Annotated in this window: 21 protein-coding genes; 12 read left to right on the forward strand and 9 right to left on the reverse strand. The window is 70.1% G+C overall.

What is annotated here, in order from left to right:
• Positions 1–75: 75 nt before the first annotated feature.
• Positions 76–678 carry a TetR/AcrR family transcriptional regulator gene (locus tag OHA25_RS18570; protein ID WP_327588814.1) on the reverse strand — a complete coding sequence of 201 codons (603 nt, stop codon included), beginning with the start codon at positions 676–678 and terminating at the stop codon, positions 76–78.
• An 85-nt stretch (positions 679–763) separates the two neighbouring features.
• Between OHA25_RS18570 and OHA25_RS18575 the strand changes: the two genes are divergently transcribed.
• Positions 764–1,177, forward strand: coding sequence for a nitroreductase family deazaflavin-dependent oxidoreductase (locus OHA25_RS18575; protein WP_327588815.1), 414 nt, complete (start codon positions 764–766; stop codon positions 1,175–1,177).
• A 213-nt stretch (positions 1,178–1,390) separates the two neighbouring features.
• On the opposite strand, the gene OHA25_RS18580 is transcribed toward OHA25_RS18575, so the two are convergent.
• Positions 1,391–1,657 carry an exodeoxyribonuclease VII small subunit gene (locus tag OHA25_RS18580; RefSeq protein ID WP_327591005.1) on the reverse strand — a complete coding sequence of 89 codons (267 nt, stop codon included), beginning with the start codon at positions 1,655–1,657 and terminating at the stop codon, positions 1,391–1,393.
• A 205-nt stretch (positions 1,658–1,862) separates the two neighbouring features.
• On the opposite strand from OHA25_RS18580, the gene OHA25_RS18585 reads away from it, so the two are divergent.
• From OHA25_RS18585 to OHA25_RS18635, 11 genes are all read left to right on the forward strand, one after another.
• The gene (locus OHA25_RS18585; RefSeq protein ID WP_327588816.1) at positions 1,863–2,189 is read left to right on the forward strand and encodes a hypothetical protein; all 327 of its coding nucleotides are present in this window, start codon (positions 1,863–1,865) and stop codon (positions 2,187–2,189) included.
• Between the two features lie 590 nt (positions 2,190–2,779).
• Entirely contained in the window at positions 2,780–3,532 is a 753-nt protein-coding gene (locus OHA25_RS18590) for a conjugal transfer protein (RefSeq protein WP_305920958.1), read from the forward strand.
• A 63-nt stretch (positions 3,533–3,595) separates the two neighbouring features.
• Complete coding sequence (locus OHA25_RS18595; RefSeq protein ID WP_138665184.1) at positions 3,596–3,859, forward strand: hypothetical protein; 264 nt, start codon at positions 3,596–3,598, stop codon at positions 3,857–3,859.
• Between the two features lie 54 nt (positions 3,860–3,913).
• Positions 3,914–6,988: a TcpE family conjugal transfer membrane protein gene (locus OHA25_RS18600; protein ID WP_327588817.1), complete on the forward strand. Its 3,075-nt coding sequence runs from the start codon at positions 3,914–3,916 to the stop codon at positions 6,986–6,988.
• Between the two features lie 47 nt (positions 6,989–7,035).
• Positions 7,036–9,513 (forward strand): ATP-binding protein, encoded by a 2,478-nt coding sequence (locus tag OHA25_RS18605; RefSeq protein WP_327588818.1) that lies wholly within the window; start codon positions 7,036–7,038, stop codon positions 9,511–9,513.
• On the forward strand, positions 9,510–11,843 hold the full coding sequence (locus tag OHA25_RS18610; RefSeq protein ID WP_327588819.1) for a type IV secretion system protein: 2,334 nt from the start codon (positions 9,510–9,512) through the stop codon (positions 11,841–11,843). Before OHA25_RS18605 ends, OHA25_RS18610 begins: the two co-directional genes overlap by 4 nt.
• Before the next feature lie 2 nt (positions 11,844–11,845).
• Positions 11,846–12,466: a hypothetical protein gene (locus OHA25_RS18615; protein WP_327588820.1), complete on the forward strand. Its 621-nt coding sequence runs from the start codon at positions 11,846–11,848 to the stop codon at positions 12,464–12,466.
• Positions 12,463–13,557: a C40 family peptidase gene (locus OHA25_RS18620; protein WP_327588821.1), complete on the forward strand. Its 1,095-nt coding sequence runs from the start codon at positions 12,463–12,465 to the stop codon at positions 13,555–13,557. The genes OHA25_RS18615 and OHA25_RS18620 overlap by 4 nt, the downstream gene beginning before the upstream one ends.
• 13 nt (positions 13,558–13,570) lie before the next feature.
• The gene (locus OHA25_RS18625; protein WP_327588822.1) at positions 13,571–13,972 is read left to right on the forward strand and encodes a (deoxy)nucleoside triphosphate pyrophosphohydrolase; all 402 of its coding nucleotides are present in this window, start codon (positions 13,571–13,573) and stop codon (positions 13,970–13,972) included.
• 103 nt (positions 13,973–14,075) lie between these two features.
• Positions 14,076–15,959 (forward strand): hypothetical protein, encoded by a 1,884-nt coding sequence (locus OHA25_RS18630; RefSeq protein ID WP_327588823.1) that lies wholly within the window; start codon positions 14,076–14,078, stop codon positions 15,957–15,959.
• A gap of 75 nt (positions 15,960–16,034) precedes the next feature.
• Entirely contained in the window at positions 16,035–17,291 is a 1,257-nt protein-coding gene (locus OHA25_RS18635; RefSeq protein ID WP_327588824.1) for a hypothetical protein, read from the forward strand.
• Positions 17,292–17,350: 59 nt separating this feature from the next.
• On the opposite strand, the gene OHA25_RS18640 is transcribed toward OHA25_RS18635, so the two are convergent.
• The 7 genes from OHA25_RS18640 to OHA25_RS18670 form a co-directional block, all read right to left on the reverse strand.
• Positions 17,351–18,103, reverse strand: a complete 753-nt coding sequence (locus OHA25_RS18640) for a succinate dehydrogenase/fumarate reductase iron-sulfur subunit (protein WP_327588825.1) — start codon at positions 18,101–18,103, stop codon at positions 17,351–17,353.
• Entirely contained in the window at positions 18,100–20,001 is a 1,902-nt protein-coding gene (locus tag OHA25_RS18645) for a fumarate reductase/succinate dehydrogenase flavoprotein subunit (RefSeq protein ID WP_327588826.1), read from the reverse strand. The genes OHA25_RS18640 and OHA25_RS18645 overlap by 4 nt, the downstream gene beginning before the upstream one ends.
• A 12-nt stretch (positions 20,002–20,013) precedes the next feature.
• Entirely contained in the window at positions 20,014–20,802 is a 789-nt protein-coding gene (locus tag OHA25_RS18650; protein ID WP_327588827.1) for a hypothetical protein, read from the reverse strand.
• A gap of 179 nt (positions 20,803–20,981) precedes the next feature.
• Positions 20,982–21,443, reverse strand: a complete 462-nt coding sequence (locus OHA25_RS18655) for a response regulator (protein WP_327588828.1) — start codon at positions 21,441–21,443, stop codon at positions 20,982–20,984.
• On the reverse strand, positions 21,436–22,581 hold the full coding sequence (locus OHA25_RS18660) for a sensor histidine kinase (RefSeq protein WP_327588829.1): 1,146 nt from the start codon (positions 22,579–22,581) through the stop codon (positions 21,436–21,438). Before OHA25_RS18660 ends, OHA25_RS18655 begins: the two co-directional genes overlap by 8 nt.
• Positions 22,578–23,711: a PP2C family protein-serine/threonine phosphatase gene (locus OHA25_RS18665; protein ID WP_327588830.1), complete on the reverse strand. Its 1,134-nt coding sequence runs from the start codon at positions 23,709–23,711 to the stop codon at positions 22,578–22,580. The genes OHA25_RS18660 and OHA25_RS18665 overlap by 4 nt, the downstream gene beginning before the upstream one ends.
• A 36-nt stretch (positions 23,712–23,747) precedes the next feature.
• Positions 23,748–24,677, reverse strand: coding sequence for a LysR family transcriptional regulator (locus tag OHA25_RS18670; RefSeq protein ID WP_305920943.1), 930 nt, complete (start codon positions 24,675–24,677; stop codon positions 23,748–23,750).
• Positions 24,678–24,720: the final 43 nt, after the last annotated feature.

The following is a 24,720-nucleotide window of genomic DNA, read 5'->3' on the forward strand; positions in this document are numbered from 1 at the left end:
TGGGCGATGACCTGAGCAGGCGCCCTGGGCGATGACCTGAGCAGGCGCCCTGGGCGATGACCAGGGCGGGCGCCCCTAAGCGCGGGTGACGGCGGCGGCGAGTGCCGTCAGGCCGGACTTGATCTCGTCGATGCTCATGCCGCGCTCCTCGGTCTGCAGGGCGATCAGACGGGCGTTGATCGGCGCGAGCAGCGCGTCGGCCAGGAACGGCGCGTTGGCATGCGGACAGGCCTCGGTGAGCAGCGTCGCCAGGTGGATGTGGTGCACCCGGTAGGGCCCGCTGAACCCGCCACTCTTGCCGCCCTGCTCCAGCAGGAGGAACAGCTCCTGCTGCGCCACGATGCGCTCGACGAGCGCGTGCAGGAACGCCGTGATCCGCTCACCGGCCGGGGCGCCGGGCCCGAGCGGCGGCGGGCCGGCGAAGAAGGCCGACTGGAACCGTCGTTCCCGCTCGTCGAGCAGCGCGTAGACCAGCCCGCTCCGGTCGCCGAAGCGCCGGTAGACGGTGCCCACGCCGACACCGGCCACGCGGGCCACTTCGTCGAGCGACAGGTCGGCGGCGCCGCGTTCGGCGACCATCCGGGCCGCCACGTCGATGATCTTCTGACGGTTGCGCGCGGCGTCGGCCCGCTCCGGCTGGGGCTGCCCGACCAGGGGCAACGATCGACGTTCGCGCACGGGTGGAGCTTACCGCTTGTAACCGGAGAGTTCTCCGATTAGTCTCCGAACCGGAGATCTCTCCGATTTTTTTGAGGAGCTGAGGATGCCGAACGAGTTCAACCAGCAGATCATCGACGAGTTCCGGGCCAACGAAGGCCGCGTCGGCGGCATGTTCGAAGGCTCACCGCTCGTGCTGCTCACCACCACGGGAGCCAGGAGCGGCAAGCCGGTCACCACCCCGGTGATGTATCTCGAGGACGGCGATCGTTACGTCGTCATCGCGTCCAATGCCGGCGCGGACAACCACCCCGCCTGGTACCACAACCTGCGGGCCACGCCCTCGGCCGCCGTGGAGGTCGGAACGGAGACGTTCGAGGCCAAGGCCGTCTTCATCGAGGGGGAGGAGCGCGACCGGCTCTACGCCAGGATGGTGGCGCAGGCGCCGGGTTTCGCCGAGTATGAGGCCAAGACCAGCCGCCGCATCCCCGTAGTGGCCCTGCTGCCCCAGGCCGCCTGAACGTCCCTCGACGTCAGAGCCGCCCTCAGAAAGGCGTGTCGCCTGTCGCCGGGGTTGCGTCCCCGAGAGGCCGCGTCGTTGGGCGTGGCGCGCTCAGGAGGCCGCGTCGTTGGGCGTGGCGCACTCGGGAGGCCGCGTCGTGGGTGTGGCGTGATCAGAGGGCCAGGTCGTCGGGCGTGGGGCGATTGGCGGGCCAGGTCGTCGGCGTGGCGCTCAGAAAGGTGTGTCGTCGGCGCCCGAGGTGGGCTCCGAGCGGCGGGCCATGGCGGCGGCCAGCTTGACCCTGGCCCCCTGGAGCCACTCCTCACAGACCGCCGCGAGCTTCTCCCCCCGCTCCCAGAGCTCGATCGACTGCTCCAGCGTGAGCCCGCCCGTCTCCAGGCGGCGCACCACCTCGGTCAACTCCTCGCGGGCCTGCTCGTATGAGGGCGCCTTCTCGTCTGCTGCCACGGTCACCACCCTAGACGGGCCGGCCGACATCCGCCGCGCAGCGTTCAATCCACTCACTTTGAGTGTTCATTCGCTACGCTAAGTCGCCGTCGATGGATGGCGGCGATTGCCGGCTGCGGCGTCTGACTTCCAGGAGAGCGCGATGTCTGATCCCGGGACAAATGATGGCGTCAACCACTTTGGGCCCCTGCGCGTCGAATCGTCACGGCGTTCACGCTGACTCGGGAGGCCCTTCATGATCCGTCGCATCATCCGGAAACGACGTCCTGCGCCCACGCTGACGGGCATCAGCCTCGAGGAGGAGCTCGCCTTGATCAGGGTCGAGCTCATGTACGGCTTGCGCGTCAACCGGGAGGCCTACCTGCGCAGGAAGGTCGATGAGCGCAACGAGATGGCCGGCCGCATGCGCGAGAGCAACACCGCCGAGATGCTGGCCGACCTGCGCGGCTCACTCGAGCGGTCGGTACGCCCTACGGTGGTGGACCTCCAGAGCCGGACGACGGTCGTGGACCTGCAGAGCAGGCGGCAGGGACGGCCCACCCAGGACCCGGAGCCAGCCTGACGCCCCCTCCGCTCGCGTCCCATGCCGAATGCGCAAGGCGTGAGAGTCCATGCCTATTTTGGTCAGGAATCCATGGCTGCCTGGCTAGGCGATTTAGGCGTCTGGCCTGGTCGAAAGCCGATTCAACCGGGAAGTGACAGGAATCGGCACTGGAGCCTGTCATCCTGTCCCGGTTTGCCGTGAGGGCTGTCATGCCTGCAGCATGGGCGTGGCTTTCCTGGAAGAATGGCGGAGACCGGATAGGGTGACTACTTCACCGCGGATGATGGGGATCGGCAACGGACGACACCGCGCCAGCCGGGGGGATCGGCGCGAGCGGAGGCGTGATGGCTCGTAGGTCTACCGTCCAGCACGATCCTCGGATCGCTGACGGGCCCGGGCTTTCCGCAACCCTGGACACCGCTGACTTCGACGCGCCGCCACCCCGCCGGCCGCGCCGTGGCGGCTGGTCCGGTGGCGGCGGGCGGTGGCTGGTGTGGACCGGCCGCATCATTCTCTGGGCGCTTATCGTGGTTATCGTGGTGAATGGGATCCGTGCCCCATTTGAGCGGTTTACCCAGCAAGAAGCAACAACGTCCAATGGTGCCGTGGTGGCGAACAACGGATTCCCGGTGGACCGCGGCATGGCTTTCGCCGCCCAGTTCGCCGGGGTCTATCTCAATTTCAGCCCTGAAGACGACGCCAGCAGGTCACGCAAGCTGGCGGCGTTCCTGCCTGACGCCTCGGATCCGCGCATGGGCTGGGACGGCGTGGGCAAGCTGGCGGCCGTCGCCATCCAGCCGTACGACATCGAGACGGCCGACGCCCACAACGCGGTGGTCAGCGTGGCCTTCCAGTCCGGCGCGCGCAGGCTGATGTTGTCGGTCCCGATCTACTACTCCGGCGACGACGAGGCCAAGAGGTTCGTCGTCTCGGGCCGCCCGGCCATCCTGCCCGCCCCCGCTCCGGCCGAGCTGCCCCAGGTGGCGCCGCCGGAGACCGACGACGCGGCCGCCGCCGAGCTCAAACCGCAATTGGAGGGCTTCTTCAAGGACTACGCGTCCGGCGACGCCGCCGGGCTGCAGCGCTACGTGGCCGCCGGCAAGACCCTGCCGAGCTTCGGTGGCGCCTTCACGTTCGCAGAGCTCAAGAAAGTCGTGGTGCCTGTGGGGGGTGCCACTCGAGAGATCCAGGCGGTCGTCGTGTGGGTCGTGCCGAACGGCGAGGCCCAGGCCACCCCCAACACCACCGACCCCGCCGCGGTCGGCGCGCGCTTGGAGCAGGCCTACCGGCTTACCGTCGAGAAGCAGGGCGACAAGTGGTTCGTCGCCGACATCCGCGGCGCCGGCCGGGTCGTTGACTAGAGGCTCGGCCGCGCTGCCGATCGGTACCCCCCGGGAGGACGAGAAGTGACCTTGAAGACCGTAATGCTCACTTTGATCGAAATGTCGCCGACGCCCACGTCGACCGGCATCGACACCGGAGGGCTCGCCGACTTCCTGCGCGCGTTCTTCGCTCCGCTGTTCCTCGTCGTCGTCTCCGTGGTGGCGCTCTTCTTCCTCTTCACCCGCGAGATCACACGATTCGTGCAGTTCCTGATCCTGGCCGTGGCCATCGGAGTGATCTTCTACGTTCCCAACATCATCGAGGTGACGGCGAAGGCAATCGCGGGCGCACTGGGCATCAGATAAGGGGTTGAGACCGTCCGTCGGCGGTCATACACGAGCGGGTGAGAGGAGGACCGGGTGGACCTGCCCACGTATACGAACATCTGGCGGATAGAGAAGCGGCTCTACAAGCTGTACGACCTACGGCTGCCGATGCCGCTGCCTATCGTCTGGATCGGCGTCTTCGTCGGCGTGTTCATCCCGTGGTCCCTCCTGCTGATCCTGGTGGGCGTGCCGGTCGCGATGCCGTGGCACGTGCTGTTCCTGGTGCCGCCGGGGATCGTGACGTGGCTGTCGACCCGCCCTGTCATCGAGGGCAAGCGGCTCACCGAGCTCCTCGAGTCCCACCTCCGCTACCTGGGCGAGCCGAAGGCCTGGTGCCGCCTCGCGCCCATGGGCGAACCCGAGACGGTCACCTTCTCCGCGCGCGTGTGGCGCATCGCCCCCGCGCGGGCCAAGTCCAAGCGGCCGGGCAAGAGCCGTCAACCGCGGCGCAGACGCGAGGACCAGCGGATCGCCGGACCCCGCCAGGTGCGCCCCGCCGTCGCGGCCGCTGCCGCCGCGGCAGGTCAGGCTCCGGTCGCCGAGCCCGCTGCCGCAGGCACCGGCTGGGGCGCCCGCCGCGGTGCCGCCGCGCCCGCCCTCAAGGCTCAGGCACGCCAGCCGGCTCCCGGTACGGCACCGCCACCGCCCCGGCTCGAGCGCGAGCCCGCAGGCCAGAGAGACAACCGAAAGACGGACACCGGCCGGGATTTCGACCGGACGGACACCGGCCGGGATGCCGACCGGACGGACACCGGCAGAGACGGCGCCAGGACGGACACCGGCAGGGACCGCGCCAGGAAAGACGGCGGTCGCAGGGCCGGCGCGAAGGGGACGAGCGGCTGGCGCCTGTCCACCCGGGAGGGCGCGATCAGGGAAGCCGCGACCCAACAGGCCGCGCTCCGTGAGGCCGCGCTCCGTGAGGCCGCGCTCCGTGAGGCCGCGCTCCGTGAGGTGGCGACGCGTGAGGTGGCGACCTCCGAGGTGGCGACGCGTGACGCGGCGACCCGTGACGCGGCGTCGCGCGAGGCGGCGACCCGTGAGGCGGCGTCGCGCGAGGCGGCGACCCGTGAGGCGGCGTCGCGTGAGGTGGCGACCTCCGAGGTGGCGTCGCGAGAGGTGGCGTCGCGTGAGGTGGCGACCCGTGAGGCGGCGACGCGTGAGGTGGCGACCCGTGAGGCGGTGCGTGGTGAGATCGCCGGCGAGGAGACCTCCGGCCGCGAGAGCGTGGGCCGGGCGACCGGGGCTCCCGAGACCGCTGCTCATGCGGGCACGCCGGCTGCGGAGGATGCGGCCACGAGCTCTGTGGCCGAAGTCGGTGCGGTTACTGGTGCTGAGCCTGTAGACGATGTGGCCACGGCTCTTGAGACCGATGACCATGAGGTCGCGAGCAGCGGGATCCGTTCTCATGAGGACGCCGGGCGGGAAAGCGGGACGGCGCAGAGTGGCAAGCCCTCCGCCGGCAAGCCGATCGACACCGAAGCCCTGCGGCGGCTGAGGAGACTCGCGGCCAGCGCCGATGCGCCAGCCGATGCACCGGCCGACACGGCGCCCGACACGGCGGCCGGCCGTAGAAAGACGGCCGGTCGGGCCGAGGGCGGGCGGCGCGAGGAGCAGGTCGCCCGAGACCAGCACAGGAAGGGACAGCCGCCCAGGCTGGGACCGGCGCTGGTGCTGTCGGGCACCCAACGGGTCTGGCCGCCGCTCAACCCGAACGCCAAGCCCTTGCCTCGTCCCGGCGCCTCCGGCGCGCCGGCTGCCGCAGGCGACGCGCCGTCCGAGGGTGCCGAAACGCGCCGGCCAGGCGTGCCCGCCGACGAACCAGGCCGCCCGTCGGCATCGACCGGGGCAGGCGACCGGCCCAGGCTGACGCCGGTCCCGTCGGATAGCCGCGCCACGGCGGGGGAGACCGCGGCAGGCGATCGGACGGCGGACGAGGAGCAGGTAGCGCACGGGCAGCCCGCGTCGGCGGGCGAGGAGCGGACAGCGCACGAGCAGCCCGCGTGGGCGGGCGAGGAGCGGACAGCGCATGGGCAGCCCGCGTCGGCGGGCGAGCAGGCGGCGGTCACGCACGACCCGATCGGCGGCCGGGTCAGGGGTGGGGCCGGGGCGGTCGATGGGCTGGTGGGGCCGGTGCCCAGGCCCGGTGAGACGCGGGTGCGCAGGGTCGAGTCCGTGATCGGGCGCGACTCCGGCGGCTGGCGGCGGATCGCTCAAGTGGTCGTCGGCGGCAACAACGTACGGACCGACGGGTCCGAGATCGACGAGGCCAGGGCCAGGGCCGTGTTCAGCGGCAGCCGCAGGATCGTCGTCCTGGGCTGCACCGGCGGCGCCGGGCAGAGCACCACGGCCCTCATGCTCGGCCACACCTTCGCCACTTACCGCGACGACAGGGTCGTGGCCGTCGACGCCAACACCGGCGGCACCACCCTGACCAGCAGGATCCAACCGGAAACCCCAGAAACTCTCACTTCGCTGCTGTCCGGGCTGGACCGGGTCAGCGGTTATCTCACGATGCGCGGATACACCACGCGGACGGCCTCCGGGCTCGAAGTGATCAGCGCGGACACCGACGCGGGCGCCGAGCAGCGCCTCGCGGATCGGTCCTTCTTCTCCGACCACCGGCTGGGCGAGTCCATGCGCCTGCTGGAGCGCCACTACAAGCTGGCCGTGATCGATCCGGCCGCCGCGCTGGCGGCCCGGCTCCTGCCGTACGCGGACCAGCTCGTTCTGGTGGTCCCGGCGAGCGAGGAGGCGCCGGAGGCGGTGGGGATGACGTACGAGTGGCTCGACGGGCACGGCTGCGCGGAGCTGCGCAGGCGTGCGGTCATGGTGGTCAACGGCGTGAGCAGGCGTTCGATGGCCGACGTCGAGCAGGCGGAGTCGGTGGCCAGAGGCAGGTGCCGGGCCATCGTCAGGGTCCCCTGGGAGGACGATCTGGCGCCAGGCGGGGCCGAGATCGTCGATCCCGGGCAGTTGCGCGCGGCCGGGCGGCGGGCCTATCTCGCCCTCGCCGGTGTGGTGGTCGCGGGCTTCGCGGCACAGACCGTACGACCGAGCGAAGAGGAGTTGGCGAGTGACCCCCCGGGCACGAGAATCGGTGAGCGTTAAGTGAACAAGCGAGCAGGCCTGGCCCGTTCATGCGCTGAGGGGGCGGCATGAGCAGGGCGTCCCGAGCGCACCAGCGCCTCGCGGTCCGCTACTTCGACGACCGCATCCTGCTCACAGACACCTGCGCGTGGGCGTACTTCCGCCTCCCGACGGTCAGCTACGAGTTCGTCACGCCCGAGGAGCGTGAGGCGCTGGCCACCAACATCACGATCGCGCTGGCCGCGATCAGGATGCCCGACGCCGAGGTCCACCTGAGGGTCGCGCACCGCACGTACCCTGCGGCGGAGTGGGCCATGGCGCTCAACGCCACGTCCGACGAGGGGCCTGGCTGGCGCGACTACCTGGAGGAGATGTACCGGCACGTCTGGGCCAAGGACTTCTGGAGCAAGGAGGTCTATCTCGGCGTGCGGCTGGGCCCCCGGGGCAAGCAGCTCGGCAGCGGCGTGCTGGCCCAACTGCTCGGCTTCTACCAGAAGACCGAGAAGGCGCTCGGCATGGATGACGACCACGTACCCGACAGCGAGGTAGGGCGGTGGACCGAACAGGCCGAACGCCTGGGCCGAGCGCTCGCCTCGAGCGCTCTGTACGCCCGGCACGCCACCTCCGTCGAGGTGGCGTGGTTGTTCCAGCACGCCGCCGCGGGCGCGCTCGGCGACCCGCCGCCGTCGGCCAGCCCGCGGCGGCGCTGGGGCAAGGGCGAGATCGAGTCGCTGGTCGAGGGCGAGATCCACAACGGCAGGTCGCTGCTGCGGATCGTGCAGCCGCAGGGCGACTCGTACGTGGCCAATCTGTCGTTCGCGCGCTTCCCGGACCTGATGCCGTTCCCCGACGGCGAGCCGTGGCTGCACTTCGCCGACCAGCTGCCGTTTCCGGTGGAGGTCTCGTCGCGGATGCGGCTGATCCCGCCGGTCAAGGCGTCGAAGGACGTGGCGCGTAAGCTCGCGCACGCCCGCGACATGGACCACCACATCCGCGAGGCCGGCGCGGAGGCGCCGCTGGCGCTGGCCGAGCAGATCGACGCGGCCCGCATGCTGGAGCACGGCATCACGAAGGAGCGGCTGCCCTTCGTGTACGGCTGGCACCGCCTGATCGTGTCGGCCCCGACCGAGGAGATCTGCGTGCAGCGGGTCGAGGCGGTCGTCGAGCACTACCGCGACATGGGCATCGACGTGGTCAACTCGACCGGCGACCAGTTCTCGCTGTTCCGCGAGGCGCTGCCGGGCGAGAGAGTACGCGTCAACGCCTACGCCCAGCGCCAGCCGCTGCGGACGATCGCCGGCGGCATGGCCACAGCCACCGTGGACCTCGGCGACCGGCTGGATGAGGGCAACGAGGGCTGGCTCGGCCCGTACATCGGCGAGACCGTCGGCCGCGCCCGCAGCATCGTGCACTTCGACCCGCTGGTGGCGGCCACCCGCAACCGGCCGACGGCCATCGCGATCACCGGCGAGCCGGGCGGCGGCAAGACCACGCTTGCCCTGCTGATGATCTACCAGATGGCGCTGCGCGGCGTGACGGTCGCGGTGATCGACCCGAAGGGCGACGCCGAGTCCCTCGTGCGGCTGCTGGAGAAGCGGGGCCGCAAGGCCAGGATCATTCCGCTCGGCTCCGCGGCGCCCGGCCTGCTGGACCCGTTCTCGTTCGGCGACGACATCGCGGCGAAGAAGACCATGGCCACCGAGACGCTGCGGCTGCTGCTGCCGCGCATGTCGGAGGAGCGCGAGTCGGCGATGATCCAGGCGGTGGCCGCGGTCTCCAACGCGCCCGACCCGTCGCTCGGGAAGGTCGTGGACCACCTGGAGCGGGCCGAGGACCCGGCGTCGAAGAACCTGGGCGCGGTGCTCCGCTCGATGTCGGAGATGCACCTGGCCAGGCTCTGCTTCGACCCCTCGGGCGGCGACCAGATCGACAGCGAAGGGTGGACGACCGTGTTCACGCTGGGCGGGCTGACGCTGCCCGACGTGGCGACGACCAGGGAGGACTACTCCTACGAGCAGCGGTTGTCAGTGGCCCTGCTCTACCTGGTGTCCCAGTTCGCGCGCCGGCTCATGAACGGGCTCGACCGGCGCACCCCGAAGGCGATCTTCCTGGACGAGGCGTGGGCGATCACCTCGACGCCCGAGGGCGCCAAGCTGGTGCCCGAGGTGAGCCGGATGGGCCGCTCCCGCAACACCGCGCTGGTTCTCGTCTCCCAGAACGCGGGAGACCTGCTGAACGAGCAGGTGACCAACTGTCTGTCGTCCGTCTTCGCGTTCCGGTCCACCGAGCGGGTGGAGGTGGACCACGTGATGTCCCTGCTGGGGGTGGAGTCGTCGGAAGAGCACAAGGCCGTACTGCGCTCACTCGGCAACGGCGAATGCGTATTCCGCGATCTGGATGGCAGAGCGGGCCGGATCGGAGTAGACCTGATCTCCGAGGAACTTCTCCGCTGGCTCGACACGAACCCGACACACGACAAACCCGACGGCACCGGGCATGATGATCTTCAAGGGGGCGTGGGCAGGGCGCAGGAGGTACGGTCATGAAGATCCGGCTATCCCGACGAATCGCGCTGGCTCTCGCGCTGGTCACCGGCATCATCGTGGTGCCGCTGGTCATCGGAGGCATGTCCGCGCCGGCCGCGGCGGCGCCCTGTGACCTGTCGGGCCCGCTCACCCCTGAGGTGGTCGGCGGCGGCACCGACGGCCTGATCCAGCCGCCGATCCCGGCAACCGGGGCGCCCACCACCAACTACGGCCAGTTCGGAATGAGCGGCCAGTTCTGGCACACGCACGAGCTGGGCTGCTCCGAGTACGTCGCCGTGCTCGGCAACATGTGGGCCAACGGCATCTTCACCGCGGCCAAGGCCATCGACCGGCTGACGATCACGACGTATCAGGCGGCGGCGACCGAAGGACCGCTCCAGGCGATCAAGGACGTCGTCGACGACATCGTCACGAGGCTCGCCGACGCCATGTACTGGGACTTCCTCCAGCCGGTCGTGATCCTCGGCGCGATCTGGCTGGCCTGGTACGGACTGATCCGCAAGCGCGCCACCACGACCACCGAGGGCGTGATCTGGATGGTGCTGGCGGTCACCGTGGCGGTCTGGTTCTTCAGTCGTCCCGCCGACTTCACCGGCTTGGGCAAGGTCGTCACCGATAAGACCGGCGAGGTCGTCAACTCGGCCTTCTCCGGCCTGCCCGGTGCGGGCGGCGCCTCCTGCCTGCCCCCGCCCGGCACGGCCACGCCCGAGGTGAAGCCCGGCGGGTACGGCCAGATCGGCACGGCGGGGGTCGACCAGAACGCCGACGCGCTGTGGTCCACGCTGGTCTGCAAGCCGTGGCTGGTGGGCCTGTTCGGCACCGCCGACCCGCAGCAGCCCATCGTGCGCGACTGGGGCCGCAAGGTGCTGGAGATGCAGTCCATACCGCCGGCCGTGGCCGGCCAACCGGCCCCTGACGTGGGGGCCCGCCAGCAGGACTACGCCTCGCTGGCCGACAAGCTCAGGAACGACCCCCGCTACACGGTCTTCTCCGGCCGCGACTGGTCCAATCGGCTCGGCGTGGCGGTCGGCGCGTTCATCGCCGCCATCGTGGCCGGCCTGCTCATCTTCCTGGTGGCGGTCTCGCTGCTGGTGCTGAAGGTCGGCTTCCTCCTGCTGCTGATCCTGGGACCGATATTCCTGCTGATCGGCGTGCATCCGGGCAGCGGCCGCATCGTCGCCCTGCGCTGGGTGGAGATGCTCATCGGCACCCTGCTCAGGCAGGCCGTGCTGACGATCGTGCTGAGCGTGCTCGTGTACGGGTACGCCCTGATCATCTCCACGGCCATGCCATGGGGCATGCAGGTGTTGTTCATGGCCCTGCTGACGATCGCGGTGTTCTTCTACCGGCGCCCGTTCCAGCACCTGTTCGCCTCGATCAACGGGCACACGGTCGCCACCCGCATGCTGGGCGAGGCCGCGAGCTCGTCCGTGCTCGAACGGTCGGCGGGCGCGCTGCCGCCGGTCGCGTCGGCCAGGATCGGCCGGTGGGGGCTACGCAAGGCCGAGCCCCTCATTAGGGCGGCGACCGCGGCCAACCCGGCCGGAGCGGCGGCCGCGACCGCCGCGGCGACAGGACAGGCCCGGGTACGCGGCGAGGAAGGCGAAGGAGCCGCTTCGGGCACCAGGATCCCGGCCACGGCGGCCCCGCTCGACACCGACCAGCAGGGCGGCAAGGCAGGCAACCGGGCTGCTCCGGAGCCGCGCAGGGGCACCGCGCCGCCACTCAACCTGGGCGGCCGCACCGGCAGTCCGCCCGTCGGTGGGCCCCGGGCGGGCGGCACGGGCGGCCCACGGGTAGGTGGCACAGGCGGCCCACGGGTGGGCGGGACCGGTGGCCCGCGGCTGGGCGGCAGCGGCGGGGCTGCGTCGGGCGGCGGCTCATCGTTGGCGGGCGGATCCGCATCCGGCGGTGGCTCGTCATCGGGCGGCTGGTTCGGCAGCCGGTCGGGTGGCGGCTGGGCGTCACGCGGCGGCTCCACGGGCGGCTCTTCGGGGGGCTCCGCAGGCGGCTCGCGTACCGGCTCCACGCGCGGGTCGCGGTTCGGCGGCTCGGGAGGCTCGCGTTCGGGCGGCTCCCGGTCACGCGGATCGGGAGGCGGCGGCCTGTTCGGCGGCTCGGGCGGCGGCGGCTCCCGCTCCGGCGGGGCCAGGCCGAGCGGTGGCGGCTCCAACGGCACCCCCAGGGCGGGGGGACCCCGCATCTTCGGCGGCTCCGACGAGCCTGCCCCGCGCGCGTCCGAGGCGCCGCCGCTGTGGCTGCGCAGCAGCCGTAACGGTGGCTCCGACGATCCGTCCGTGCCCTTCTGGCTCAAACCGAACAAGGACTGAACATGGCGCAGCCAGGTGACAGGCGGGGGCTGGCCTTCGCCGCCATCGTCGTGGTCATCGCCGGCGTCGGCCTCTACCTCATGTGGGCGGACAGGGAGGACCCGGCCCAGCCCGTGCCGCAGGCCACCCGCGCCACCAGCATGGCCGTGGCCTCCAGCACGCCGCTCGCGACCGCGAGCTCGGCGCCGTTCGACGTCTACAACTATCTGCCGATGAAGAAGGAGCAACTGGCCGCGGCGGCGGACGTGGCCGAACGGTTCACCGCCGCGTACGGCACGTTCAGGTACGACGAGGACCCGGCCGCGTACGCTGACCGGATCAAGGCGTACACCACCCCCGAACTGGGCACCGCCCTGACCCGCACGATCACCTCGGCGGGCACCATCGAGCAGAACCGCACGGACGAGATCGTCTCCACGGCCACGGCCAGGCTCAAGGAGATCAGGCAGATCGAGAAGAATTCCATTGTCTTCGTCGTCGTCGGGACCAGGCAGGTCACCGCGAAGAGCGGCGGCAAGCAGCTCACCGAGGAGTACGCGGTCACGGTCAGCCAGTCCGGCGCAGACTGGCGGATCTTCGACATCATGCCGGCGGCCGAGGGCCAGTTCGGGGACCCGGAATGAACGTCTCGCGAACCCGCCTCGCCCTGCTGATCGGCCTGGCAGGGGGGCTGCTGCTGGCCCTGGTCGTGGTGTCGCCGATGGTGCTGATCTCGATGCCGTCGTTCCTCAGCGAGGGCCGCACCTCCATCGACTGCACGGACACCACGCAGGTGGAAGAGGCCTCCGACTCCGCCGCGGCCGACATCCCCGCCAAGTACCTGGAGCTGTACAAGGAGCACGGCGACAAGATCGGCGTCCAGTGGAACGTCCTGGCCGCCGTGGGCAAGCGCGAGACCGACCACGGCCGCTCCACGCTGCCCGGCGTCAAGAGCGGCACCAACTCCGCGGGCGCGGCCGGGCCGATGCAGTTCCTGATCTCCACGTGGGGCGGCAAGGCGAGGATCGCGATGTCGTCCACGTTCAACGGGTACGCCTCCGACGGTGACGGGGACGGCGTGGGCGACGTGTACAACCCGGCCGACGCGATCCTCGGCGCCGCGAAGATGCTCAAGCGCAACGGGGCGCCCGAGAACGTGCGGCAGGCGTTGTTCGTCTACAACCGCGCCTGGTGGTACGTCGACCAGGTCGAGGCGATCGCCAGGAATTACGCCAAGTCCGGGGACGTGAAGGTGCCGCCGCAGGCCGAGGACGAGTGCGACGACTCGCTGGTGGAGGCCGCGCCGAGCGACGTCGTGGCCAAGATCCTGCAGTATGCGCTGGCCCAGCGCGGCAAGCCGTACCTGTGGGGGGGCACCGGGCCGGACGCGTACGACTGCTCCGGCGTCATTTACGCCGCCTACCGGTCGGCGGGGCTGACGATCCCGCGCACGACGTTCCTGCAGTGGCCGTTCGGGGTGAAAGTGTTAGAGGGTGAGGAGCAGCCGGGCGACCTGGTGTTCTTCAACGCCGGTCCGGGCACGTCGGCCGACAACCCCGGACACGTCGGGCTGGTGGTGTCGAAGGGCAAGATGCTCGAGGCCAGGTGCCGGCTGTGCGGGCCGATCAAGGTCACCAGCTACGAGGTCCGCGGCAACCGCGTCGGATTCACCCGCCCCCTGCAGAACCCCGACGTGCTCGAACAGCTGAAGAAGCTGCAAAATCCTTCCCTATGAGGAATCGCAACGCATGAGCGAGGACGTGGTGGTGGTCGTGGCGGCGGTGATCGTCGCCGAGGGCGGCCGGGTGCTGGCCGCCCAGCGCGCGCAGCCTGCGGCGCTCGCCGGTGGCTGGGAGTTTCCCGGCGGCAAGGTGGATCCGGGCGAGGATGAGGTCCAGGCGCTGATCCGGGAATGCCGCGAGGAACTCGGCGTGGAAATCGCGGTGGGCGCGCGGGTGGGCGGTGACTGGCCGCTGTCCAAGGGGTACGTGCTGCGGGTCTGGCTGGCCGCGATCGCTTCCGGGACGCCGGAGCCCCGGGAGCATCTGGCGTTGCGGTGGCTGGGGCCGGGGGAGTATTTCGACGTGGAGTGGCTGGGGGCCGATCTGCCGATCATGAAGACCGTGGAGAGCCTGATCCCGCCGGACTGAGTATGTCACCCTCTGTGACATAGTGATTACTAGACGTGAGTAACGGGTCATGTGTCGCAGCGGGGGAGTGGGAGTGATGCGTCGTGGCTGGATTCTTGCCGGTGTGCTGATACTGGTGGCGGTGCCATCCGTGCCCATGGCCGCGACCGGGGTCTCGCTGGTGGTGGAGCGGGTGAGCCAGGGCGACGGCGGTGCGGGGAAGTGGGTCAGGACTGGGGACGTGCAGCGGTTCAGGGTGCGGCTGAACGGGATGGCCAAGGGGGCCAGGGTGGCGGTGGCCGCCAGTCCGGTGGAGGCGTTGTCGGAGGTGGCCTGCGTGTCACCGGCCGGTCAGCCTTCCCACCCGGCCCTCAGCTCGCCCCTCGCCGGCCCCCTGGGCTCGACGCCTGGCGGCTCGGCTCCCCTTGGCTCGGCGTCCGTCGGCGCCGCTCCCTTCGCTCCGGAGTACGGCGGTCCTCCGCTCCCCGGCCCGGCGTCCTCCGGCCCTGCTCCCCACGGTGCGGCGTCTGACGGACTTGCGACCGCAGGCTCGGCGCCCAGCGGTCTTACGGCCGCCGGCCCGCAGACCGACGTGCCGACGGTCAGCGGCGCCACGGGCGGCGGCGCCACGGGCGGTGGCGCCACGGGCGGTGGCGCCACGGGCGGTGGCGCCACGGGCGGTGGCGCCACGGGCGGTGGCGTTGCGGGCGGCGGCGCCACGGGCAGCGCCACGGCCAGCGGTGCGATGCCTGGCGGCGTGACGGGCGGTGGCGTGGCGGGCGGCGGCGCCACGGGCAGCGCCACGGCCAGCGGTGCGATGCCTGGCGGCGTGACGGGCGGTGGCCTGACGGGCGGTGGCGTGACGGGCGGCGGCGCCACGGCCAGCGGCGCCACGGCCAGCGGCGCCACGGCCAGCGGCGCGATGCCTGGCGGTGCGACGGGCGGCGGCGTGACGACGGGCGCGCCGATGACGCTCGAGTCGGGTGAGGACGGGCTGAGCGCGCCGACGGCCGCCGGCGGGCAAGGTCCCGTTCCGGGTTGGCCTCCCGCGACGGGCGCCGCGACAGCAGGAGCGTCCGCCGCCCCGGCGCTCCCCGCGCGGGTGCTGGCGACGCGGGCGCTGGCCGCCATGGGGACCCCGGCTCTCCCGTACGGGTCCCCGCTGGGGGCGCATGTGTGCAGGCTGGGGAAGGTCGACGGCGAACGATCCGTCGACGTGACGCTCACGACGCCCGAGGGCGCCAGGAAGGTGGTGCTGGCGGCGGTGGCCGAGATGCGGGCCGAGCCGGACGACGGTCGGACGACCATGCGCAGATCCGTCGCCATGCGGGTCATCGGCACCGCACCGCCGATCAGTGGCGACGCCACCAAGATCGCCGACCCGCAGGCGCGCCGGACGGCCGAAGCCGAGGTGCCCGACGTCGAGCTGACCCTGCGGCACGTCACACCGCAGCAGACGCTTCGCCACATGTCCGCACCAGCGTCTCCCCGCACGCCGGCCCAGGGCGTTCCGGCCGCGTCCGGGGAAGTTGTCGCGAGCTCGTCCATCGAGAGCGTTCCGGCCGCGTCCAGGAAGGCGGTCGCGAGCTCGTCCATCGAGAGCGTTCCCACCGCGTCCAGGAAGGCGGTCGCGAGCTCGTCCATCCAGGTCGTTCCCACCGCGTCCCCGAGAGCCGTCGCGAGCTCGTCCCCCCAGGGCGTCGCCCTCGATCAGGCGCTTCCGGACGTACTCCAACAGGGCCTTGCCGACGTGCCAACGGTCGGCGCATCGCCCGCGCCAGGCAGCACCCCGTCTCCCCAGATCGCCGCGCTCTCCGGGACGGAGGCCGCGCCCCTGCCGTGGGAAATGGCCGCTGCCACAAAGCGGGCCCGGCCGACCGGACAGGGCAATCCGCTGAAGGGTCCCATGGGGCATGCGATGGTCGTCGGCGGCATCGGGACGCTGCTGGGGGGTCTCTGGCTCATTGTCACGGTACAAAAGCACCGGAGGCGTAGAATGGTGTTGTAATCCGGTCTTTACTGTTACTTTGACCCGACTAGTATTCCCTTGACCATGGTTCCGGGATGACGGCGGAGGGCACCGGTGGCACGCAGGCGAGCGACGGCCGTGTCCGCGATCGTCCTGGCGCTGGGACTGGCCGGCGCCGGAGCGACGCCTTTCATCGTGCAGAGCGCGAGCGCGTCCGTGACGGCGTACGACCCTCCCGTCGAGCCTTGCGACGTCGCCGACCCGGACTGCCAGTCCGACCCCCAGACCACGGTCACGGTGACCACCACCTTAGGCACGCCGACGCCCGAGGGGGATCCGGAGACGACGGTCACCACGACCGTCACCGCGTCTCCGAAGAAGACCAAGACCCCGACGCCGACGAAGTCCAGCACGCCCCCGGCCACCCCGCCGCAGACCACCCCCACGCAGAACCTGGAGCCGGTGCCGTCGCAGAACGTCGAGCCCCCGCCGACCTCCACGTCGAGCACTCCTGACGCGACCGTCGAGATGCCGACGGTCGGCCCGACGACGACCGCCCCCGTGCTCCCCACGGAGACGCAGTCCGCCGCCTCCGAAGAGGTGCCGCTGGAGTTGCGTGGCGCGGCGCCGGAGTTCGACCAGCGGACGCTCACGCAGAAGCTCAGCATCCCGGCGCTGGTCCTGGTCCTGCTCGCGCTCTTCGCCGTGCTGATCTTCGAGGGCAGGCTGCGCCGCATGGCCCACGCGGCCGCCGTGCGCAAGGCGGGACCGCAGATGGGCGGGCGTCCGGACATGCCGCCCGGCGGTTACCCGGCCGGTCCGGGATACGCCGCGGCTGGATTCCCGCCCGCCGGCTACCCGGGTGGCACGGCGTACGCGCCGATCATCAGCTTCGTGCCGGTGCAGACGTACCCGAGCGGCCAGGTCTACCAGGACGTCGGGCACCCGTACCCGCCGCAGGGCTACGCGCAGGAGCCGCCGCCCGCGGCGCCTTCCGAACCGCCGCCCGTGGTGCTGCACCCGGATGAGTTCCACTCCTACAACCACGAGCCGCCCAAGCCCAAGGAATACCGCGACCCGTTCGAGCCGCTGGTTCCCCCGGCCGACATCCCGGCGGGCGGTGGCACCCCGTTCGAGGACGGCCACGAGCATCCGCTCGGCTCGGCCTCCGCGGCGGAGTCCGGTGACTCCGAGCCGTGGCAGCAGGGCACGTCCCTGTTCGAGCCGCCGCAGCGGCCCGGGCAGGAGTACGAGCCGCCGCCGTACCTGCCCGCCGACGAGGACGTGACGGCCGTGCAGCCGCTGCCGCAGCAGGAGCCGACCAAGGAGATGCCGGACTCCGAGCGCGAGCGTTTCCGCCGCTCCGAGTAGCCGCTGGACAACGATGAGGGGGCTGGACAACCGTCCAGCCCCCTCATTCGTATGATGGCCTACTTGGCTCGCTTGAAGATCTTGCTGCCCAGCCACACCAGCGGGTCGTACTTGCGGTCCACCACGCGCTCCTTCATCGGGATCAGCGCGTTGTCGGTGATCTTGATGTGCTCGGGGCAGACCTCGGTGCAGCACTTGGTGATGTTGCAGTAGCCCAGCCCGTGCTGCTCCTGGGCCGCCTCCTGCCGGTCCGCCACGTCATACGGGTGCATGTCCAGCTCGGCGATCCGCATGAGGAACCGGGGACCGGAGAAGTTGGTCTTGTTCTCCTCGTGGTCGCGGATCACGTGGCAGACGTTGTTACACATGAAGCATTCGATGCACTTGCGGAACTCCTGGGACCGCTCGACGTCGACCTGCTTCATCCGGTATTCGCCTGGCCGCACCTCGGCCGGCGGCGTGAAGGAGGGGACCTCCCTGGCCTTCTGGTAGTTGTACGAGACGTCGGTGACGAGGTCCTTGATGACGGGGAAGGTCCGCATCGGCGTGACCGTGATGGTCTCGCCCTCCTCGAAGGTGGACATCCGGGTCATGCAGCCCAGCCGCGGCTTGCCGTTGATCTCCATGCTGCACGAGCCGCACTTGCCCGCCTTGCAGTTCCAGCGCACCGCCAGATCGGGCGCCTGCGTGGCCTGCAGCCGGTGGATGATGTCGAGGACGACCTCGCCCTCGTTGACCTCCACGGTGAAGTCCTCGAGCTTGCCCTCGCCGCCCTCACCACGCCAGACCTTGAACTTTGCCTTGTAGCTCATGCCTTCGCTATCCCGTCGAACTCGGTCATCTCTTCGTCGGTGAGGTATTTGCTCAGCTCGCCGCGGTCGAACAAGGTGATCAGGTCGTCGCGCATACGCGGCTGGACCTTCTCCTCGACCGTGACCGTCGCGCCGTCCTCGGTGGAGCAGACGAGCAGCTTGCGGCGCCAGTCCGGGTTCATCCCCGGGAAGTCGTCGCGGGTGTGCCCACCGCGGCTCTCCTCGCGCAGCAACGCGGCCTTGGCCACGCACTCCGACACCAGCACCATGTTGCGCAGGTCGATCGCGAGGTGCCAGCCGGGGTTGTAGATGCGCGAGCCGGCCGCCCCGACCATGCGCACGCGTTCCTTGATCTTCTCCACGACCTGAAGGGCTTCGGAGACCTCCTCGGCCTTGCGGATGATGCCGACCAGGTCGTTCATCGTGCGCTGGAGCTCGTGGTGGACCTCGTAGGGGTTTTCGCCGTTGCGGCCCAGCGGCGCGATCGCCTCCCCGTGGGCCTCGTCGACCTGCTCGGGAGCGACCTTGGGCCGGCTCTTGAGCCCGTCCACGTACGCCGCCGCGCCCGCGCCCGCCCGGCGCCCGAACACCAGCAGGTCGGACAGCGAGTTGCCGCCGAGCCGGTTGGAGCCGTGCATGCCGCCGGACACCTCGCCGGCCGCGAACAGCCCCGGTACGGCCGCCGCGCCGGTGTCCGCCTCCACCTCGACGCCGCCCATGATGTAGTGGCAGGTCGGGCCCACCTGCATGGGCTCGGCGGTGATGTCGACGTCGGCCAGTTCCTTGAACTGGTGGTGCATCGACGGCAGCCGCTTCTTGATCTCCTCGGCCGGGAGCCGGGTGGAGACGTCGAGGAACACGCCGCCCTGCGGGGATCCGCGCCCGGCCTTCACCTCGGCGTTGATCGCGCGGGCCACCTCGTCACGCGGCAGCAGCTCCGGCGGGCGCCGGTTGTTGGCCTGGTCGGTGTACCAGCGGTCGCCCTCCTCCTCGGTGGTGGCGTACTTGTCCTTGAACACCTCGGGGATGTAGTCGAACATGAAGCGCTTGCCCTCGGAGTTGCGCAGCACGCCGCCGTCACCGCGGACGGACTCGGTGACGAGGATGCCGCGCACGGACGGCGGCCAGACCATCCCGGTGGGGTGGAACTGGATGAACTCCATGTTGATCAGCTTCGCGCCGGCCAGCAGGGCCAGGGCGTGGCCGTCACCGGTGTACTCCCAGGAGTTGGAGGTGACGACGTAGGACTTGCCGATGCCGCCGGTGGCCAGCACCACGGCCGGCGCGTCGAAGAGGATGAAGTTTCCGGTCTCGCGCCAGTAGCCGTAGGCGCCGGAGATCCGGTCGCCGTCCTTGAGCAGCCGGGTGACCGTGCACTCGGAGAAGACCTTGATGTAGGCCTCGTAGTCGCCGTGGTTCTCGTAGTCCTCCTGCTGGAGCGCGACGACGCGCTGCTGCAGGGTGCGGATCAGCTCCAGCCCGGTACGGTCGCCCACGTGTGCGAGCCGCGGGTATTCGTGCCCGCCGAAGTTCCGCTGGCTGATCTTGCCGTCCTTGGTGCGGTCGAACAGCGCGCCCCAGGCCTCCAGCTCCCACACCCGGTCGGGAGCTTCCTTGGCGTGCAGCTCGGCCATCCGCCAGTTGTTGAGGAACTTGCCGCCCCGCATGGTGTCGCGGAAGTGCACCATCCAGTTGTCGTCGGAGTTGACGTTGCCCATCGCGGCGGCCGCGCCGCCCTCGGCCATGACCGTGTGCGCCTTGCCGAACAGCGACTTGCAGACGATGGCCGTCCGCTTGCCCTGCTGGCGGGCCTCGATCGCGGCACGTAGTCCCGCGCCGCCCGCGCCGATGACGACGACGTCGTATTCGTGACGCTCTGTGTTAAGCGAGTTGTCCACTGAAAGCTGTCCTTACGCGTACGGGAAGGCGATGATGCCCTTGGCCACCAGGCGGACATAGAGGTCGGCGCCCATGACGGAGAACATCGAGGCCCACGCGAGGGGTTGGTGCTTGGCGTTGAGCTTGGAGACGAACGTCCAGGCCCGGTAACGCAGCGGGTGACGGGAGAAGTGGTTGAGCCGGCCCGCCGTGATGTGCCGGCAGGAGTGGCACGAAAGCGAGTACAGGTTGATCAGGACGGCGTTGGCGATCAGGATCCAGGTGCCCAGGCCGAGCGGCTTGTGGACGAGCGCCAGAACGGCGTCATAGGCCAGGATGAGGCCGATCACGATGGCCCCGTAGAAGAAGTACCTGTGCACGTTCTGCAGGATCAGCGGGAAGCGCCGCTCACCGGTGTACTTGCCGTGCGGCTCCTGCACCGCGCATGCGGGCGGCGACAACCAGAACGAGCGGTAGTACGACTTGCGGTAGTAATAGCACGTCAACCGGAATCCGCCCGGCAGGCCGAGAATGATCAGCCCCGGCGGAAGGACCCACCAGTCACCGATGGGCGCCCACCCGAACAGCCTCGCGCCGTCACAGACCTCCTGGGTCGTCAGACACGGCGAGGCGAACGGGGCGACATACGGCTCGACGAAGTTGCTCGTGTCGATGATCGCCCACACACCGTACACAAGGAACGAGCTCAGCCCGAGGAATGTGAGCAGCGGGACCAGCCACCATCTGTCGGTGCGCAGGGTGCGCACCTTGACTTGCGCACGCTGCCTTCGCAGTGGGGCTTCGGGCGTCGTCTGGGTCATCGCGGACCTCTCCACCTCCCGCGGACCCTTTCGCGCAGGGGGTCCGTGGTTCGTTTCGCTGGGCGCGCGTAGGGGCGGTATCCGCTCAAGCGCGCGTTGGTGGGGGATACGTTACGACGACCGCATCGACATTTGTGAGCGGGGTCACTCACTTTTTCGATGACCGGCTGTGATTCCTGTCACGTACGCCCGTCAGGGCGCTGCCCCTGCGTGGGCAACTTAACCACAGTCACGAAGAAATCATCGATCTGCCGGACAACCCGGATAAATTGCTCAAAGTCCACCGGTTTCGACACATAGGCGTTGGCGTGCAGCCGGTAACTGTGGAGGATGTCCTCCTCGGCTTCCGACGTCGTCAGGATCACCACGGGGATCGTCGCCAACTCGGTGTCGGCCTTGACCTCGCTCAGCACCTCCATGCCGCTCATCCGCGGCAGGTTGAGGTCCAGCAGGATGAGATCCGGGCGTGGCGCGTCGGCGTAGCCGTCCTCTTGACGCAGGTAAGCCATCGCCTGCTCGCCGTCGTTCACCACGTTGAGGCGGTTGCGCACCTTGTTGAAGTCGAAGGCCTCCTTGGTCAGCAAGATGTCCCCTTGGTCGTCCTCCACCAGGAGGACCTCGATCGGGCGCCACTCAGTCATCGTCGTCTCCAGCCGCGGGTAGCGTCCAGCGGAACGTCGCACCCTGGCCCTCCGCACTCTTGTCGAGCCACATTTGTCCGCCGTGGTATTCGACGATCTTGCGGCACAGTGCCAGGCCGATGCCAGTCCCTGGATACACGTCCCGGGGGTGGAGACGCTGGAAGATGAGGAAGATGCGGTCGGCGTACTTGGACTCGACCCCGATGCCGTTGTCCGAGCAGCTGAACTCCCACATGTCGCCGGACCGCTTCACCCCGATGTGGACGCGCGGGGGCGCCTCGGAGCGGAACTTGATCGCGTTCTCGATCAGATTCTGGAACAGCTGGGTCAGCTGCAGCCGGTTGCCCTTGACCTTGGGCAGGTCGTCCCTGGTGATCGTGGTCTCGGTGTCCTCCAGGGTGGCCGACAGGTTCTCCATCGCCTGGTTCAGCGCCTCGCCCGAGTCGGTCACGGTGCGCTCGCCGGTGGCCCGGCCGACTCTGGAGAAGTCCAGCAGGTCGTTGATCAGCAGCTGCATCCGTTTCGCGCCGTCCACCGCGTAGTGGATGTACTGCCTGGCCCGCTCGTCGAGCTCCTCGCTGTAACGCTGCTCCAGCATCTGGGTGAAGCTGGCCACCTTGCGCAGCGGCTCCTGCAGGTCGTGGCTGGCCACGTACGCGAACTGCTCCAGCTCGCCGTTGGATCTGCGGAGCTCCTCGGCCTGGTCGGAGGCCACCCGCCAGGCCGACACGACGCGGTCGCGCATGGCGTCGAGGTGGCTGGACAGCTCGGCCAGCTCCGCCGGACGGTCCACCTGCAAGGTGTGGTCGAAGTCGCCGGCGGCGACCTTACGCACCTGGTCGGTGAGCTGGTCGATGGGCTTCAGCACGGCGTAGCGCACGATGATCGCCAGTCCGACTCCGCAGCCGAGCAACACCGCGAACAGCACGATCAACGCCACGTTCAGCCGCCCGATCTGCGCGGCCACGTCCGCGTTCGGGTCCAGTGCCTGTGCCTGGGAGAGCATCAGCATGGTGACCACGACCCCGGCCGCGAAGGCCACGCCGGCCACCGCGCCGGTGAACATGAACCAGCGGGCGACCGGCAGCCTGCCCAGTCCCACCGGCTCCTTGGGTGGCGGCAGCGGATGGATGCTCATGCTCTCCTCCTGCTCACCAGGACCACGGCCAGGTCGTCGCTCAGTGTGCCCACATGCCTGATCAGCCGGTCGAGGTCGATCGCGCCGTGCTCGCGTACCAGGTCGATCAGGCCCTCCACGCCCAGCAGCTCGTTACGCTCGCCCACGGCCGCCTCGATCAGGCCGTCGGTGTAGAGCATCATCGACCACGTCTCGCCCAGCGGCACGTCGATCACCGGCCATTCCGCGTCCGGGAAGATCCCGAGCGGCGGGCCGGACGGGGCGCCTTCGACCACCTCGACGGCGCCGTCGCGCACGAGCACCGGCGGCGGGTGCCCGACCACGCGCATCCTGGCGTGCTGCAGGTCGGGGGTGATCGTCGCCATACAGAGTGTCGTGAAGATCTCCGGCGCCTTGCGCTCGGCCCGCAGCAGGGCGTCGAGCGTGCGCAGCAACGTGTCGTCGGTCTGCCCGGCCAATACCAACGTACGCCAGGCGATGCGCAGTGCCACGCCGAGCGCGGCCTCGTCGGGGCCGTGCCCGCACACGTCGCCCACCACGAGGTGCACCGCGCCGTCCGGCGTCTGCACCGCGTCCAGGAAGTCCCCGGCCAGCGTGCCGCCGCTGCCCGGCAGGTAACGCGTCGTGTGCTCGATCGCGTCGGTGCGCAGGAGCGCGACGGGGAGCAGGCCCCGCTGCATCCTGGCGTTCTCCTTGGCGATCAGCTCCGCCTGCACGAGCCTGAGCTGGGTCTGGTCGGCCCGCTTGCGCTCCATGGCGTACCTGATGGCCCTGGCCAGCAGCCGCGCGTCGATGTCCTGTTTGACCAGGTAGTCCTGCGCCCCCGCCTGCACGGCGGCGACGCCCACGTGAACGTCACGCAGCCCGGTGAGCACCAGCACGGCCGCGTGCGGCGCCAGCGCCAGCACCTCCTCCAGTGCCTCCAGCCGGGAGGCGTCGGGTAGCGAGAGGTCGACGAGCACACACTGGATCTTGGACGTCAGCTTGGTCTTGGCCTCCTGGAGGCTTCGCGCCCGGAAGATCTTCGGCGGCGCGACCGCCTGCTGGAGCAACTCCTCGACGAGGAACGCGTCGCCGTCATCATCCTCGAGGAGGAGCAGCGTCAGCGTTTCGGAGAGATTTGCTGTCACCAAATCGCCTCACCGGGATATTGGAGATGTTGCTGCTCATTCTGCGATGAGCTCTACCCCTTGTGGAAGCGTGCCTTCGTGTCCAGCTTCCACCACAAAGGTGAGCAGAGTCTCCCGGAACGCCTGCGCGGCCGTCGTCGGCTCGACATCCTTGCGGTGAGCCAGTGCGATCGTCCGGCTGAGCCCCGGCGGCGCGAGCGGCGTGCCGGAAAGCCCGGGCCGCCCGTCGAGCACCATGGAGGGCACCACGGCCACCCCCAGCCCCGCCTCCACGAACCGCAGCACCGCGTCCATCTCGCCGCCCTGCACCGCGAACCTCGGCTCGAACCCGGCCTGCCGGCACGCGGCCAGCGTCGCCTCCCGCAGGTCGTAGCCGCGCCGGAACATCACCATCGGCCGCCCGCGCAGGTCCTCGATCTCGATGTACGGGCGCCTTGATGCCTCATGGGAATGCGAAACCACCACGAGGTTCTCCCGCAGGATCTCCTCGGTCACCAGCGAAGGGTCGTCGCTCTGCAGCGGCATGATGATCAGCGACAGGTCGAGCTGCCCGCGCGCCAGCGCCCTGATCAGGTCCCGCGAGCCGCCCTCCTCGACCAGCAGCTCGATCCCCGGGTACGCGCGATGGAAACGGGCCAGCGCGTCCGCCAGCAGCCCCGCGCACAGCGACGGCGTGGCCCCGAGCCGCACTCTGCCCCTTCTGAGCCCCGCCAGCTGGGCCACCTCCTGCCGGGCGGTGTCGGCGTCGGCGAGGATGCGGCGCGCAAGCGGCAGCAGCGCCTCCCCGGCCGGGGTCAGCGTGACGTTGCCGCGCGCCCGGGAGAACAGGGCCGCCCCGAGGTCGCTCTCCAGCGCCTTGATCTGCTTGCTGAGCGACGGCTGCGCGACCCGCATGCGCTCGGCGGCCTGGGTGAAGTGCCTGGTCTCGGCCACGGCCACGAAGGAGGCCAGTTGCTGCAGCTGCATGTGATTTTCCTCGCATCGGCCCGCCTGATCGTCCGGAAAAGGC

The sequence above is a fragment of the Nonomuraea sp. NBC_00507 genome, from assembly GCF_036013525.1.
GTDB lineage: Bacteria > Actinomycetota > Actinomycetes > Streptosporangiales > Streptosporangiaceae > Nonomuraea.